Below are 14,507 nucleotides of genomic sequence, written 5' to 3' on the forward strand. Positions count from 1 at the left end.
CTTAAAGTGGCAATTCACTTTGATTCTATATCGCAGAAAAAGAAAAACCCCGGGCAAGCCCGAGGTTTATATTAATCACAACGCTTTTGGATGCCAACAGTAGACTTACTTATCGCCCAACTGTTCTGACATGGTATTGCCTGGCGTTGGTGTACGTGGCTCATCAACCGGCGTAGGTGCCTTTGGCGTACTATCGTTGTCAGATGATTTAGACTTGTTCGCATCATCCCAACCCGCTGGCGGGCGGACTTCTTTGCGATTCATCAAGTCATCAATCTGCGGTGCATCAATAGTTTCATACTTCATCAGCGCATCTTTCATGGAATGGAGAACATCCATGTTTTCTAACAGCAATTTACGTGCACGCTGATAGTTACGCTCAATGAGTAATTTAACTTCCTGATCGATAATACGCGCGGTTTCATCGGACATATGCTTGGCTTTCGCCACTGAACGACCAAGGAATACTTCGCCTTCTTCTTCAGCATACAGCAACGGCCCCAACTTCTCGGAGAAGCCCCACTGAGTCACCATGTTACGCGCAATAGACGTAGCCACTTTGATATCATTCGATGCACCGGTAGAGACTTTTTCCGGGCCATAAATGATCTCTTCAGCAAGACGACCACCATACAAAGTCGAAATCTGGCTTTCCAGTTTCTGACGGCTGGCACTGATTGCATCACCTTCCGGCAGGAAGAATGTCACACCCAATGCACGACCACGAGGAATAATGGTCACTTTATGTACTGGGTCATGCTCAGGCACCAGGCGACCAATGATCGCATGCCCTGCTTCATGATATGCCGTTGATTCTTTCTGCGCTTCTGTCATTACCATGGAGCGACGTTCCGCACCCATCATAATTTTATCTTTCGCTTTCTCGAACTCAACCATTGAAACAACGCGCTTGTTACCGCGAGCGGCAAACAGTGCGGCTTCGTTGACCAGGTTCGCCAGGTCAGCACCAGAGAAACCTGGTGTACCACGAGCGATAACAGAAGCATCGATGTCGATGTCCAGTGGCACGCGGCGCATGTGGACTTTCAGAATCTGTTCACGTCCACGCACATCTGGTAAACCAACCACTACCTGACGGTCGAAACGGCCTGGACGCAGTAACGCTGGGTCAAGAACGTCTGGACGGTTAGTTGCCGCGATGACGATGATGCCTTCATTGCCTTCAAAGCCATCCATCTCAACCAGCATTTGGTTCAGTGTCTGTTCGCGTTCATCATGACCGCCACCCAGACCAGCACCACGCTGACGGCCTACCGCATCAATTTCATCGATAAAGATGATACAAGGCGCGGCTTTTTTAGCCTGTTCAAACATGTCACGGACACGGGATGCACCCACACCAACGAACATTTCTACGAAGTCAGAACCCGAAATGGTGAAGAATGGTACTTTAGCTTCCCCTGCAATGGCTTTCGCCAGCAAGGTTTTACCTGTCCCCGGAGGGCCGACCATCAATACGCCTTTCGGAATTTTACCGCCCAGTTTCTGGAAACGGCTTGGCTCACGTAAGTATTCAACCAATTCACTGACTTCCTCTTTTGCTTCGTCGCAACCTGCCACATCAGCAAAAGAAGTTTTTATCTGATCTTCTGTCAGCATTCGGGCTTTGCTCTTGCCAAAGGACATTGCCCCTTTGCCGCCGCCGCCCTGCATTTGACGCATAAAGAAGATCCAGACCCCAATCAGCAACAGCATTGGGAACCAGGAAATAAAGATAGAGGCCAGCAAGCTCGGTTCTTCCGGTGGCTCGCCAACAACTTTCACATTTTTAGTCAATAAGGTATCTAACAGCTTTGGATCGTTGACCGGAATGAAAGTCGTATATTTGCTGTTATCTTTCTTACTAACGTTAATTTCACGTCCATTGATACGTGCTTCACGAACCTGATCTTGGGTCACGTCGGACATGAAAGTAGAGTAATCCACTCTACGGCCATTCGATTCGCTGGGTCCAAAGCTCTGGAATACAGACATCAATACGACTGCAATAACTAACCAGAGAATTAGGTTTTTCGCCATGTCACTCAAGGGATTAACCTCATATTACAACTGTGTTAACAAACAGCGTTAGGGTACTACAGTTTCCGCCCTGTCGCTACAATGTACACTTCACGCGATCGCGCACGAGAAGCGTCTGGCTTACGAATCTTAACTTTCGTAAACAGGGAGCGAATTTCCCGTAGGTATTCATCAAAGCCATCTCCCTGGAACACCTTCACCAGGAAACTTCCACCTGGTGCAAGTACATCACGACACATATCTAAAGCTAATTCAACCAGATACATTGATTTAGGTATATCGACTGCCGGAGTACCACTCATATTCGGGGCCATGTCAGACATGACCACCTGAACCTTTTTATCCCCAACACGTTCAAGTAAAGCTTTCAGAACGAGTTCATCACGAAAGTCACCCTGAAGGAAATCGACACCAACGATAGGATCCATTGGTAGAAGATCACATGCAATTATCCGCCCTTTACCACCGATCTGAGTTACAACATATTGGGACCAACCACCAGGTGCCGCGCCTAAATCGACAACAGTCATACCCGGTTTAAAAAGCTTATCGCTCTGTTGTATTTCATCAAGTTTAAACCAGGCGCGGGAGCGTAGCCCCTTTTTCTGTGCCTGAATGACATATTTATCGCTAAAGTGTTCTTGTAACCAGCGACTGGAGCTAGCCGAACGCTTTTTATTAGACATCTCTTTTTCCAACTATCTTAATTAAGAGCCCGCGCATCTGTTGCTTAGCTCGCGTAAACTCCCTCTCGGCGTAGACCGATTTGGTGATACACATGAGATGGCGGTAGAATGAACCGTTTTCAATCCCAACTTAAGCAAAAAAGACGATGAATCTGAATAACAAACAAAAACAACACCTGAAAAGCCTGGCCCATCCGTTAAAGCCAGTAGTGATGCTGGGCAATAACGGATTAACCGAAGGGGTGCTGGCTGAAATCGAACAAACGCTGGAACATCATGAGCTTATCAAGGTGAAGATCACTGCAGAAGAGCGTGAAACCAAAGCCCTAATTGCTGATGCCATCGTGCGTGAGACCGGTGCCGTTAACGTACAAATCATCGGTAATATTTTAGTGCTCTATCGTCCGGCAAAAGAGCGCAAAATTATTTTACCGCGTTAATGACGCTTGTTTTAGAGAAAAGGTGCCATGCACTTTGTTCTGATAAAAGGCCGCAAGCGGCCTTTTACTTTTCTTTACAACTTCATTTTTTATAAACAATGTGTACTTACTATTCAGATGAACAAGTATTACACATAATCTACGGTAAGAATTTCATATTCCACTTCGCCACCTGGAGTGCGAATAACAACCACGTCATCGACTTCTTTACCAATCAGGCCACGAGCAATAGGTGAGTTAACTGAAATAAGATTTTGTTTAAAATCAGCTTCGTCATCACCCACAATCCGGTATTGTTGCTCTTCTTCAGAAACCACATTTAATACACGCACAGTGGCACCAAAAATAACACGGCCATTATTTGGCATTTTGGTGATATCAATCACCTGCGCATTAGAAAGTTTTGCTTCTATTTCCTGAATACGACCTTCACAGAACCCTTGCTGCTCACGGGCTGCATGATATTCTGCATTTTCTTTTAAATCACCATGCTCACGGGCGGTGGCGATATCAGCAATGATTTTAGGGCGTCGAACGCTTTTTAAATAATCCAGCTCTTCGCGCAGTTTCTCTGCGCCATTTACCGTCATCGGAATCTGTTTCATCTTTTAAATACCTCTAAATCTATCCTGTTCAAAAAACCGTCATCCTAACGTTTTCGAATGAAAATACGGTTAGTTTGATACCCTACCCGCCTCCAGGCGATAAACAAAAAAAATCACCCCAGAGCCAAAACCCCAAGTCAGGATCAATTTTGCATTTTGATATGCATTTTAACGTAGAGTTCCTTTAGGGTCATCGTTTACTTTCGCCCTCGTTGCACCGTAGTATGGCAACACGTTATTCAGCAGTTATACCGAAATTATGCATTTTTCACGAATTGTCAGTGGATTGGCCTGCGCTATTGCGATCAATATCAGCATATCTAACGCCAATGCGGCTCAGGTTGAGAATTACACACAATATCTGCCTGATGGGGCAAATCTTGCGTTAGTCGTACAAAAAATCGGGGCCACAACTCCGGTAATAGACTATCACGCTCAGCAGATGGCATTGCCTGCCAGTACACAAAAAGTCCTGACTGCACTGGCGGCATTATTACAGCTTGGGCCAGATTTTCGCTTTAATACCACATTGGAAAGCCATGGCACGATCAGCGATGGGGTTTTACGCGGCAATTTAATTGCACGTTTTGATGGCGACCCCACTTTAACACGCCAGCAGTTGCGTAATATGGTAGCCACACTCAGAAAATCGGGCGTAAAACAAATCGCTGGTGATTTGATTATCGATACGTCGGTGTTTGCCAGCCATGACAAAGCTCCAGGCTGGCCGTGGAACGACATGACACAGTGCTTTAGTGCGCCACCTGCGGCCGCGATTGTCGATCGTAACTGTTTTTCTGTCTCTCTTTATAGCGCACCAAATCCAGGTGACATGGCATTTATCCGAGTCGCATCTTATTACCCGGTGCAGATGTTTAGTGAAGTCCGCACCTTAGCCAAAGGTTCGCCTGATGCGCAATATTGCGAATTAGATGTGGTGCCAGGTGAATTAAACCGATTCACCCTGACCGGCTGCCTGACGCAACGTAGTGAACCGCTGCCTTTGGCCTTTGCCGTACAGAATGGGGCCAGCTACGCCGGTGCTATTTTGAAAGATGAATTGAAAAAAGCTGACATCCAAATTGATGGCAGTTTACGCCGCCAGACGACCCCTAATGCCGCTGGAACCGTGTTAGCCCAAGCTCAATCAGCGCCGTTACATGACTTGCTGAAAATCATGTTGAAAAAGTCTGACAACATGATCGCTGACACCGTATTTAGAACCATTGGTCATCAGCGTTTTGGTGTGCCGGGCACATGGCGCGCGGGGGCTGATGCAGTTCGACAGGTGTTACGGCAAAAAGCAGGTGTGGATCTGGGGAACAGTATTGTCGTGGATGGATCGGGCTTATCACGCCATAATCTTATTTCACCGGCAACCATGATGCAGGCTTTACAGTATATAGCTCAACATGATCAAGAGCTTAACTTTATCTCAATGCTGCCATTATCAGGCTACGACGGCACATTACGCTATCGTGGTGGGTTGCACGAAGCGGGTGTAGACGGCAAAGTTTCAGCTAAAACAGGGGCATTGCAAGGCGTGTACAATCTGGCCGGATTCATTACTACCGCCAGTGGGCAACGTATGGCTTTTGTGCAATTCTTATCTGGCTACGCTGTGCCACCTGAAGATCAAAAAAATCGCCGCGCGCCATTGGTGCGTTTCGAAAGCCGACTGTATAAAGACATTTATCAGAACAACTGAGAAAAATGAAACTACTGATTGTTGAAGATGATGAACTGCTACAACAAGGGATAGCCATGGCGCTGACCAGCGGGGGCTATACCTGCGACTGTGCTGGTACCGCGGCACAAGCGCAGAGTTTGTTACTCACCAGTCAGTACAGCATGGTTATTCTCGATCTCGGTTTACCGGATCAAGACGGTGCAGTCCTGTTACGTCAGTGGCGTCGCCAGCAGGTGACGCTCCCTGTGCTTATTCTCACCGCCCGTGATGCTCTTGAAGATAGGGTTGATGGGCTGGATGCTGGTGCTGACGATTACCTGATAAAACCTTTCGCTCTGGCAGAATTACTGGCTCGTGTTCGGGCGCTAATCCGCCGCTATCAAGGGCAAAGTGATAATCTGATACAGCAAGATGACCTGAGCCTTAATCTATCAACACAGCAAGTGTGTTTGCAGGGCCAGCCGTTGGAAGTCACACCGAAAGAATTTGCGATTTTGTCGCGCTTAATCATGCGTGCGGGTCAAACCGTCAATCGTGAGTTATTACAACAGGATCTGTATACCTGGAATGACGATCTCGGCTCCAATACGCTGGAAGTACATATCCACAATCTGCGGCGTAAATTGGGCAAAGATCGTATCCGGACAATACGGGGCATTGGCTATCGGCTGGAAGCTCTATCATGATCAGTATGCGGCGTCGCCTCATCCTAATGCTGGCATTAATATTATTAATAACCCAGTTGATCAGTGCATTTTGGTTGTGGCATGAAAGCCAAGAACAAATCAGCTTTCTGGTTGATGAAACGCTGAGCGCCAAAGTGCGTAATGAACGGGTGGATACCGAAATCGCCGAGGCCATAGCCTCACTGCTTGCACCGTCACTCATCATGATGGCGATTACCCTGCTGCTCTCTTTCTGGGCCATCAGTTGGATTATTCGACCGCTGGATCAATTACAGCAGAAATTGGCTGAGCGCTCCGCAGATAACCTGACCCCTGTTGTCGTCAATAGTGACATGCAAGAAATTGTCTCTGTGACATCTACCCTTAATCAATTGTTATCCCGGCTCTCTAATACCATCGCGCAAGAGCGCCTGTTTACTGCCGATGCCGCACACGAGCTGCGCACCCCTCTTGCCGGTATTCGACTGCATCTTGAGTTGATGGAACAGCAAGGTATTGCTGAAAGTAAGCCGCTTATCGGCCGAATTGATTTATTAATGCACACTATTGAACAACTCTTGATGCTGTCGAGGGCCGGCCAGAATTTTGCTAGTGGCCTTTATCAAACATTGAATTGGATAGAAAACGTGGTGCAACCACTGAAAGAAGAGCTGGAGGAAATGTGCGCTCAGCGCCAGCAAACTCTACAATGGGAACTTCCCGCTGATGCTCAGACCCAGGGCGATGCCACATTGCTGCGTTTGATGCTGCGTAATCTGGTTGAAAATGCACATCGCTACAGCCCGGTCGGCAGTCAAATTTCAGTCAAACTCTCTTCTGAAGCACAAGGCACCCTATTGCAAGTCATGGATGAAGGGCCAGGAATAAAGCAGGAGCAGGCGGGTGAACTGACGCAGGCATTTCGTCGCATGGATCAGCGCTACGGCGGCAGCGGCTTAGGGCTAAATATTGTGATCCGAATTACGCAACTTCACCAAGGAAGACTCACGCTAGAGAATCGCTCTGACCGCTCTGGCTTAATAGCCCAATGTTGGATACCGGCGACCACACACAGCTAAACGAGTTGACTAATACCAGCGTTCCTCTTGCAAACAAAAGGGCCACCACGAATGGCAGCCCTTCTCACACAACAACCGGAAACTTAACGTTCGTAGATAAACTCTACACCGTCATCGTCTTCTTCATCCCAATCGTCGTCATCTTCTGATTCAGCTTCCACTTCAGCCAGTTGTTCACGATGATAATCGTCCCACATGAATTCAACTTTTTCTGGCGTGCTTTCAGCAATAGCCATCGCTTTTGGTTGCGAGTTCAGGAAGTTCATTACATCCCAGCATAAGGCGTTCACGTTATCGCGATTCGCAGCCGAGATCATATAATACTTATCTTCCCATCCCAGAGCTTCTACGATGGCCTTAGCGCGTGTTTCAGCTTCTTCCGGCCCTACCAGGTCAATCTTGTTGAACACCAGCCAGCGAGGCTTCTGGGCAAGGTTTTCGCTGTATTGTTGTAGCTCATTAATAATGATTTTGGCGTTTTCCACCGGATCAGATTCATCGATCGGAGCCAAATCCACTAAATGCAACAGTACGCGGCAACGTTCCAAATGTTTGAGGAAACGAATACCTAAACCCGCACCATCGGAAGCGCCTTCAATCAGGCCAGGGATATCAGCCACCACAAAGCTCTGCTCGTGATCCATACGAACCACACCCAGACTTGGGATCAGCGTGGTAAATGGATAATCAGCAACTTTTGGTTTAGCAGCAGAAACAGCGCGAATAAAGGTTGATTTACCGGCATTAGGTAAACCCAACATGCCAACGTCTGCCAGTAACAGCAGTTCCAGCAACAGCTCACGAGTTTCGCCTTCCGTCCCCATAGTTTTCTGACGAGGAGCGCGGTTGACCGAAGATTTGAAACGGGTATTACCCAATCCGTGGAAACCGCCTTTGGCGACCATCAAGCGCTGACCGTGGCGAGTCATATCGCCAACAATCTCACCGGTGCCTTGATCCAGTACACGAGTACCAACAGGGACTTTAATGGTGATGTCTTTACCGCGTTTACCGGTACAGTCACGGCTCTGCCCATTCTCACCGCGCTCAGCACGGAAAGATTTCACAAAACGGTAGTCAATCAAGGTGTTGAGGTTTTCATCAGCCAGCAGGTAAATATCACCACCGTCACCACCATCACCACCGTCAGGGCCACCATTAGGAATATATTTCTCGCGACGGAAACTGACACAACCGTTACCGCCGTCACCCGCTACAACCAAAATGGTAGCTTCATCTACAAACTTCATTTACTTTCTCCGTAAATCATTCCCGAGCTGCTATTTTTGCGCAGCAACCCGATTTATTTCTGTCCGACGTGGCCACCAACGGTGCCCAATTGCGGAAAACATTGCACCTGCCACCACCACGAATGCGCCTACGTATCCCACAAAGTTGAGAGATGGTGCGGCGAACATATCTGGCCAGGCCAGCGCTAATAAAATTGAAAAAAACAAGGTAAACAGCGGCGTCAATGTGACGAGTGCGCTTACCTGCGCAGCCTGCCAGCGCGCCATGGCTTCAGCCAAAGCACCATAACCAACCAGGGTATTAACCCCACAAAACAGTAAACAGGCAAACTGCCACCCATTTAGCTGAAAAATAACGGCGGGCTTTGCTAATGGGAATAATGCGATTGCACATAAAGTGTACAACAATAATAAGATTTGTTGCGATGCCATACGCCTTAATAGCACCTTCTGGGCAACACCATAGCTAACCCAGACAACCGCTGCACAGACACCCAATGCCACACCAAGCGTGTAATCCGTCAAACGGGTAAAGATTTCATGCAAACTGGTGTTAAAAAATAACAACAGCCCACAAATCAGCATACCCGCACCGATAACCTGGGTGATACGCATCCGCTCTTTTAAAATCAGCACACTGGCAACCATCATCCCGACCGGCGAGAGTTGCCCGATAACCTGAGATGTGGTCGGACTAAGATATTGTAATGATGAGCTGAAGAAGATGAAATTCCCCAGCAAGCCACAAGTCGCAACTATCAGTAATACTAGCCAGCGACGTTGGCGAAAAAGTTTAAGAGAGGGCAACTGACGGCGTGAAGCCAGAATAATCCCCAAGCCGATAGCCGCCATCATAAAGCGATACCAAACAATGGTATACGGTTCCATGACCTCAAGCACTTGCTTCATTGCAATCGGCAAGGCACCCCAGAATACGGCAGTGGTTAGTGCCAAAAAAATACCTAAACCAGCTTGCTGCTTCGTATCCATTTTTTACCAGGGGGGTTAACCCAGAAATGTAAAAAGCCCCGCAACGAAATTGCAGGGCTTACATCTATTTACAGGACGCGAAAAACTTATTCAGCTTCGATGCTGATAAATTTACGGTTTTTCGGGCCTTTAACTTCGAACTTGACTTTACCGTCAGCCAAAGCAAACAGAGTATGGTCTTTGCCGCAACCTACGTTGATGCCTGCATGGAACTTAGTGCCACGCTGACGAACGATAATGCTGCCTGCCAGAACTGCTTCGCCGCCAAAACGTTTTACGCCAAGACGTTTACTTTCGGAGTCACGACCGTTACGAGTCGAGCCACCAGCCTTTTTATGTGCCATTTATCCGCTCTCCTAAATCTTAAGCGCTGATGCCGGTGATTTTAACATCAGTGAACCACTGACGATGACCTTGCTGCTTACGATAATGCTTACGACGACGGAATTTAACAATCTTAATCTTCTCGCCACGACCGTGAGCAATTACTTCAGCCTTGATCTTGCCACCATCGACTAAAGGAGCGCCGATATTGATTTCTTCACCGTTAGCAATCATCAGAACTTGGTCAAACTCAACAGTTTCACCAGTTGCGATGTCCAGCTTTTCCAGGCGAATGGTTTGACCTTCGCTTACTCGGTGTTGTTTACCACCACTTTGGAAAACCGCGTACATATAAAACTCCGCTTTCCGCACACTCCACTTTTGTAGTCCAGAGCGCACTATAAATATTCACAATAGGGCGCGAATTCTACGCAAAAATGTAGTGAATGACAAGTATATAATCAGCCCAAGAGAAGAAAAAAAGCACAGTTTATTACATCTCGTTTATTTGATGGATTTTTCAAGTACAATCATAGTCTCAGGGAACGTCATGTAATAATGTGGGCGGTAATCTCATCGCAGTTAAAGAGAAAAACAGCTGAATATAACAATGAACCTAGAAAAGATTATCGACTTAACCGCGCCAGATATGGCGGCTGTAAACACAACAATTCTCGATCAATTGAACTCTGATGTTGTTCTCATCAATCAATTGGGCCATTACATCATCAGTGGCGGTGGGAAACGTATCCGTCCAATGATTGCAGTTTTGGTGGCTCGCGCACTTGGCTATCAAGGCACTAAACATATCACGGTCGCGGCATTGATTGAATTTATCCATACAGCGACGCTGCTGCATGATGATGTCGTCGATGAATCAGATATGCGCCGTGGTAAAGCTACGGCCAATGCCGCCTTTGGTAATGCTGCCAGTGTATTGGTGGGCGATTATATCTATACGCGTTCATTCCAGATGATGACCAGCCTTGAATCGCTGCGTGTTCTTACATTGATGTCAGCCGCAACCAACGTGATTGCGGAAGGTGAAGTCTTGCAGTTAATGAACTGCAATAATCCTGACATCACTGAAGAAAACTATATGCAGGTCATCTATAGCAAGACTGCTCGCTTGTTCGAAGCCGCTTCGCAGTCAGCTGCTGTTTTGTCCGATGCGACTGAAGAGCAGGAACTTGCCTTACAGAATTACGGTCGCTATCTGGGAACAGCTTTTCAGCTTATTGATGACCTGCTGGATTACAGTTCAGATGGCACCACTTTGGGTAAAAATACCGGTGATGATCTGAACGAGGGCAAGCCAACTCTCCCTTTACTGCATGCAATGCACAATGGAACGCCAGAGCAAGCCGCAATGATTCGGCAAGCCATTGAAGAAGGTAATGGCCGCCATTTACTCGAACCTGTATTAACTGCAATGCAGCAGTGTGGCTCACTGGATTATACTCGCCAGCGTGCTGAAGAAGAGGCAGACAAAGCCATTGCTGCTTTGCAGGTTCTCCCTGAAAGCGATTATCGCCTGGCTTTAGAAGGTTTGGCGCACATTGCCGTACAACGTTCGTTTTAAGAAATTATTTGGAAACTCCGGAGTCATTGCCGGAGTTATCCATTGGCAACAAACCCTGCACTAATCCGTCATCAACCGCTCTATCAAGCTTTTAGCGCCCTCACGAAAAATAAACGTAATGACTTGCTCACGTTCAGCCTCAGTAAAGTGATAATAGGCCTCAACCCATAGCACCAGCGGGTCCTGTCGCGTTGTCGTATATTGAGCCGGTTCCTCCCTTAACTGTAATAAATTCAGTATGGTGGGAGGTAAACTTTCAATATGATACTCGACAGCCTTGCCTTGAACACCACGGCGACGGCGCTGTTCCCATCCCTCACGTTTAGCCATGAGGTTAACCCCTTGTGGTGATGACGGTAGCCCATCAAGACCGGCCAATTCCTTAGCGGCAAACCACTCTTTTTTCATGGTGTTGCTTCCTAATATGCGTTACGACACAAAAAAGGAATATTTAGAAAACATTTAAAATCTTTCAGAAAATAAATGTTAGAATGCTTCTAAATGATTACTTTCTGTTCACCGTACGATTAACAATGTACCGTTATTTATATCACTAACACGCCAGCGGCTTAGAAAAAAAAAGGATTAAAGATGATTTTAAGGAAATCTGATTGGCACCCAGCTGACATCATTGCAGCACTACGTAAGAAAGACACCACTCTGGCAGCAGTCTCTCGAAAAGCAGGTTTAAGCTCATCCACGCTTGCTAATGCGCTAACTCGGCCTTGGCCTAAGGGGGAATGGTTGATTGCGGAATGCCTGGAAATTCATCCATCCGAAATTTGGCCAACACGCTATTTTGACTCAAAAACCGGTGCACTCCTCGACCGAAAAGTCAGGATACGACAGCCTATAACTGAAGAATAAAAAACCGCCAATAAACTGCATCGGCGGTTGATGGTGTTATTCAAGGGGCTGCTTTAGCCCCTATTACACGAGTTTATTTGACGAACTGCTCGCCTAACTCAATATCTTTATGCAGAACATCTAGCATGCTTTCTAGTGCTTGCTGTTCAAAAGCACTCAGTTTGCCGATATCTTTCCGTTCTGCTACGCCATCTTTACCCAATAGGATTGGCTGAGCAAAGAAGCGGGCATACTTGCCGTCACCTTCAACGTAAGAACATTCCACAACATTGCTTTCACCTTGCAAAGCGCGAACCAGAGAAAGACCAAAACGTGCAGCAGCTTGCCCCATAGACAGAGTCGCTGACCCGCCACCGGCTTTTGCTTCGACAACTTCAGTACCCGCATTCTGGATACGCTTAGTCAGATCAATAACTTCCTGTTCTGTAAAGCTGATACCTGGAATTTGTGAAAGCAATGGCAGGATGGTCACACCTGAATGGCCGCCAATAACTGGCACTTCGATATCCTGAGGTTGCTTACCTTTCAGCTCAGCAACAAAGGTGTTGGAGCGGATGGTATCCAGTGTGGTAATACCGAATAATTTGTTTTTATCGTAAACACCGGCTTTTTTCAGCACTTCAGCCGCAATAGCAACAGTTGTATTAACTGGATTAGTAATGATGCCGATTAATGCTTTCGGGCAAGTACGCGCGATTTGCTCAACCAGATTACGAACGATACCCGCGTTCACATTGAACAAATCTGAACGATCCATTCCGGGTTTACGTGCAACCCCCGCAGAGATCAGAACAATATCTGCTTCCTGGAGTGCTGGGGTAGCATCTTCGCCGCTGAAACCTTTAATTTTAACAGCAGTTGGGATATGGCTCAGATCAACCGCAACACCAGGAGTCACTGGCGCGATATCATATAATGAGAGTTCTGAACCTGAAGGAAGCTGGGTCTTGAGTAGAAGAGCGAGGGCCTGGCCGATACCACCAGCGGCACCGAGAACTGCAACTTTCATCCTATACTCCTTATTATATTTAATTTAAATTTGCCGTGAATTCATCTATTTACGAACCTTAATTTATTGCGATTTTAAACACAATCTATTAACAGTCAGATTGAGATATCACGCATCAAAAAGGCGCATAAGGTTTGTCTATTTTAGAGTAAATCGCTTATTCATTAATGATATAGCGCACATTATTCTAAAATTATCTGGCGTATTCATGACAGGTTAATCGGCGGTTACATTACACCCTTCCTTTACATCAAAACAACATCATTTTAATAACATTTTAGCTACTCAGTAGAAATGTTAAAAAAAGCTGATTTAGCATAATCCTAACAATCAGATAGTGTTAGAATTCTAGTGCACCTTGATATCAGTGCTTTTATCACCAATACTTCTTAGTCATGTTGAATAAAAATTCATTTATATGCATAATAATCCTATTCACTATTGACTGTTCAGGGCATAAAAAATGCGTAATCCCGCCAAACAAGAAGATCTTATCAAAGCGTTTAAGGCGTTATTGAAAGAAGAGAAATTCAGTTCTCAAGGTGAAATTGTTTTGGCCTTGCAGGAAGAAGGCTTTGAAAATATTAACCAGTCCAAAGTTTCGCGCATGTTGACCAAATTTGGTGCGGTCAGAACGCGTAATGCAAAAATGGAGATGGTTTATTGCTTACCAGCTGAATTAGGGGTTCCGACAACCAGTAGCCCACTTAAGAACCTGGTATTGGATGTCGATTATAACAATTCGGTGGTGGTGATTAACACCAGCCCAGGTGCGGCCCAGTTAATCGCGCGCCTACTGGACTCATTAGGTAAAGCAGAAGGTATTCTAGGCAGTATTGCGGGTGATGATACTATTTTTACCACGCCTGCCAGAGGTTTCACCGTCGAACAGTTACACGAGGCTATCCTCCGTTTGTTCGAACAAGAGCTTTAATTCTCCGCGAATCTATAGATGCGGCCTTATATGCCGCATTCTTTCATTTGATACACATCTACCCTATCCGCCCTGAAAAACCTCGTCACAAACAGGGTATCAAACTGCCTTTTCCATATTAATATCACCCAATACCCCTGTTTTTATTCTATTTATGGTCAAAATCACCATACCCTTTCGCACTTTTAGTCAAAAACACTTATCACATTGAAAAATTACAATTTTTTCTTAAAACTACTGTTTTTTAATCAATTTTTATTCCTTTTCGTTCTTAAAAAGTAATAACTCACGATAAAGTGACGATAAATATTATTAGCGAGCTATTAATATTCTTGGTTACTAGATG

At 46.2% G+C, this 14,507-nt stretch carries 16 protein-coding genes; 7 read left to right on the forward strand and 9 right to left on the reverse strand.

Features of this window, described 5'->3' with window-relative positions; translation table 11 throughout:
* Window positions 1-105: 105 nt before the first annotated feature.
* Both ftsH and rlmE read right to left on the reverse strand, forming a co-directional pair.
* Complete coding sequence (gene ftsH, locus HU019_RS14860) at window positions 106-2,040, reverse strand: ATP-dependent zinc metalloprotease FtsH (RefSeq protein ID WP_174849118.1); 1,935 nt, start codon at window positions 2,038-2,040, stop codon at window positions 106-108.
* Window positions 2,041-2,096: 56 nt separating this feature from the next.
* Window positions 2,097-2,726, reverse strand: coding sequence for a 23S rRNA (uridine(2552)-2'-O)-methyltransferase RlmE (gene rlmE / locus HU019_RS14865; RefSeq protein WP_019211304.1), 630 nt, complete (start codon window positions 2,724-2,726; stop codon window positions 2,097-2,099).
* Window positions 2,727-2,872: 146 nt separating this feature from the next.
* On the opposite strand from rlmE, the gene yhbY reads away from it, so the two are divergent.
* The gene (gene yhbY, locus HU019_RS14870; protein WP_004389225.1) at window positions 2,873-3,166 is read left to right on the forward strand and encodes a ribosome assembly RNA-binding protein YhbY; all 294 of its coding nucleotides are present in this window, start codon (window positions 2,873-2,875) and stop codon (window positions 3,164-3,166) included.
* Window positions 3,167-3,294: 128 nt separating this feature from the next.
* Here yhbY and greA read toward each other — a convergent pair whose 3' ends face one another.
* Window positions 3,295-3,771, reverse strand: a complete 477-nt coding sequence (gene greA / locus HU019_RS14875) for a transcription elongation factor GreA (protein WP_174849117.1) — start codon at window positions 3,769-3,771, stop codon at window positions 3,295-3,297.
* Between the two features lie 259 nt (window positions 3,772-4,030).
* On the opposite strand from greA, the gene dacB reads away from it, so the two are divergent.
* From dacB to pmrB, 3 genes are read left to right on the forward strand one after another with little or no spacing between them, the layout of a single operon-like run.
* On the forward strand, window positions 4,031-5,479 hold the full coding sequence (gene dacB, locus HU019_RS14880; RefSeq protein WP_174849116.1) for a serine-type D-Ala-D-Ala carboxypeptidase: 1,449 nt from the start codon (window positions 4,031-4,033) through the stop codon (window positions 5,477-5,479).
* A gap of 5 nt (window positions 5,480-5,484) precedes the next feature.
* Window positions 5,485-6,147 (forward strand): two-component system response regulator PmrA, encoded by a 663-nt coding sequence (gene pmrA, locus HU019_RS14885; RefSeq protein WP_174849115.1) that lies wholly within the window; start codon window positions 5,485-5,487, stop codon window positions 6,145-6,147.
* A complete protein-coding gene (pmrB, locus tag HU019_RS14890) occupies window positions 6,144-7,205 on the forward strand; it encodes a two-component system sensor histidine kinase PmrB (RefSeq protein ID WP_174849114.1) in 1,062 nt (353 codons plus the stop codon). Before pmrA ends, pmrB begins: the two co-directional genes overlap by 4 nt.
* A gap of 83 nt (window positions 7,206-7,288) precedes the next feature.
* Here the strand turns inward: pmrB and cgtA are convergent, their stop codons facing one another.
* The 4 genes from cgtA to rplU form a co-directional block, all read right to left on the reverse strand.
* Window positions 7,289-8,455 (reverse strand): Obg family GTPase CgtA, encoded by a 1,167-nt coding sequence (cgtA, locus tag HU019_RS14895; protein ID WP_174849113.1) that lies wholly within the window; start codon window positions 8,453-8,455, stop codon window positions 7,289-7,291.
* A 30-nt stretch (window positions 8,456-8,485) separates the two neighbouring features.
* A complete protein-coding gene (locus HU019_RS14900) occupies window positions 8,486-9,445 on the reverse strand; it encodes a DMT family transporter (RefSeq protein ID WP_050075673.1) in 960 nt (319 codons plus the stop codon).
* Window positions 9,446-9,531: 86 nt separating this feature from the next.
* Complete coding sequence (rpmA, locus tag HU019_RS14905; protein ID WP_002210179.1) at window positions 9,532-9,789, reverse strand: 50S ribosomal protein L27; 258 nt, start codon at window positions 9,787-9,789, stop codon at window positions 9,532-9,534.
* A 19-nt stretch (window positions 9,790-9,808) separates the two neighbouring features.
* Entirely contained in the window at window positions 9,809-10,120 is a 312-nt protein-coding gene (rplU, locus tag HU019_RS14910; protein ID WP_005186422.1) for a 50S ribosomal protein L21, read from the reverse strand.
* 259 nt (window positions 10,121-10,379) lie between these two features.
* On the opposite strand from rplU, the gene ispB reads away from it, so the two are divergent.
* Entirely contained in the window at window positions 10,380-11,351 is a 972-nt protein-coding gene (gene ispB / locus HU019_RS14915; RefSeq protein ID WP_174849112.1) for an octaprenyl diphosphate synthase, read from the forward strand.
* A gap of 60 nt (window positions 11,352-11,411) precedes the next feature.
* Here the strand turns inward: ispB and HU019_RS14920 are convergent, their stop codons facing one another.
* Window positions 11,412-11,759 carry a DNA-binding protein gene (locus tag HU019_RS14920; protein WP_174849111.1) on the reverse strand — a complete coding sequence of 116 codons (348 nt, stop codon included), beginning with the start codon at window positions 11,757-11,759 and terminating at the stop codon, window positions 11,412-11,414.
* A 183-nt stretch (window positions 11,760-11,942) separates the two neighbouring features.
* On the opposite strand from HU019_RS14920, the gene HU019_RS14925 reads away from it, so the two are divergent.
* Window positions 11,943-12,218 (forward strand): helix-turn-helix domain-containing protein, encoded by a 276-nt coding sequence (locus tag HU019_RS14925; protein ID WP_005175413.1) that lies wholly within the window; start codon window positions 11,943-11,945, stop codon window positions 12,216-12,218.
* 73 nt (window positions 12,219-12,291) lie between these two features.
* On the opposite strand, the gene mdh is transcribed toward HU019_RS14925, so the two are convergent.
* The gene (gene mdh / locus HU019_RS14930; RefSeq protein WP_174849110.1) at window positions 12,292-13,227 is read right to left on the reverse strand and encodes a malate dehydrogenase; all 936 of its coding nucleotides are present in this window, start codon (window positions 13,225-13,227) and stop codon (window positions 12,292-12,294) included.
* Window positions 13,228-13,690: 463 nt separating this feature from the next.
* Between mdh and argR the strand changes: the two genes are divergently transcribed.
* On the forward strand, window positions 13,691-14,161 hold the full coding sequence (gene argR / locus HU019_RS14935) for a transcriptional regulator ArgR (protein WP_174849109.1): 471 nt from the start codon (window positions 13,691-13,693) through the stop codon (window positions 14,159-14,161).
* Window positions 14,162-14,507: the final 346 nt, after the last annotated feature.

Source organism: Yersinia artesiana (genome assembly GCF_902726545.1).
GTDB classification, from domain to species: domain Bacteria; phylum Pseudomonadota; class Gammaproteobacteria; order Enterobacterales; family Enterobacteriaceae; genus Yersinia; species Yersinia artesiana.

Coding starts and splice junctions, on each gene's coding strand:
- ftsH (WP_174849118.1), bottom strand. CDS start 2,040: ATGGCGAAAAACCTAATTCTCTGGTTAGTTATTGCAGTCGTATTGATG.
- rlmE (WP_019211304.1), bottom strand. CDS start 2,726: ATGTCTAATAAAAAGCGTTCGGCTAGCTCCAGTCGCTGGTTACAAGAA.
- yhbY (WP_004389225.1), top strand. CDS start 2,873: ATGAATCTGAATAACAAACAAAAACAACACCTGAAAAGCCTGGCCCAT.
- greA (WP_174849117.1), bottom strand. CDS start 3,771: ATGAAACAGATTCCGATGACGGTAAATGGCGCAGAGAAACTGCGCGAA.
- dacB (WP_174849116.1), top strand. CDS start 4,031: ATGCATTTTTCACGAATTGTCAGTGGATTGGCCTGCGCTATTGCGATC.
- pmrA (WP_174849115.1), top strand. CDS start 5,485: ATGAAACTACTGATTGTTGAAGATGATGAACTGCTACAACAAGGGATA.
- pmrB (WP_174849114.1), top strand. CDS start 6,144: ATGATCAGTATGCGGCGTCGCCTCATCCTAATGCTGGCATTAATATTA.
- cgtA (WP_174849113.1), bottom strand. CDS start 8,455: ATGAAGTTTGTAGATGAAGCTACCATTTTGGTTGTAGCGGGTGACGGC.
- HU019_RS14900 (WP_050075673.1), bottom strand. CDS start 9,445: ATGGATACGAAGCAGCAAGCTGGTTTAGGTATTTTTTTGGCACTAACC.
- rpmA (WP_002210179.1), bottom strand. CDS start 9,789: ATGGCACATAAAAAGGCTGGTGGCTCGACTCGTAACGGTCGTGACTCC.
- rplU (WP_005186422.1), bottom strand. CDS start 10,120: ATGTACGCGGTTTTCCAAAGTGGTGGTAAACAACACCGAGTAAGCGAA.
- ispB (WP_174849112.1), top strand. CDS start 10,380: ATGAACCTAGAAAAGATTATCGACTTAACCGCGCCAGATATGGCGGCT.
- HU019_RS14920 (WP_174849111.1), bottom strand. CDS start 11,759: ATGAAAAAAGAGTGGTTTGCCGCTAAGGAATTGGCCGGTCTTGATGGG.
- HU019_RS14925 (WP_005175413.1), top strand. CDS start 11,943: ATGATTTTAAGGAAATCTGATTGGCACCCAGCTGACATCATTGCAGCA.
- mdh (WP_174849110.1), bottom strand. CDS start 13,227: ATGAAAGTTGCAGTTCTCGGTGCCGCTGGTGGTATCGGCCAGGCCCTC.
- argR (WP_174849109.1), top strand. CDS start 13,691: ATGCGTAATCCCGCCAAACAAGAAGATCTTATCAAAGCGTTTAAGGCG.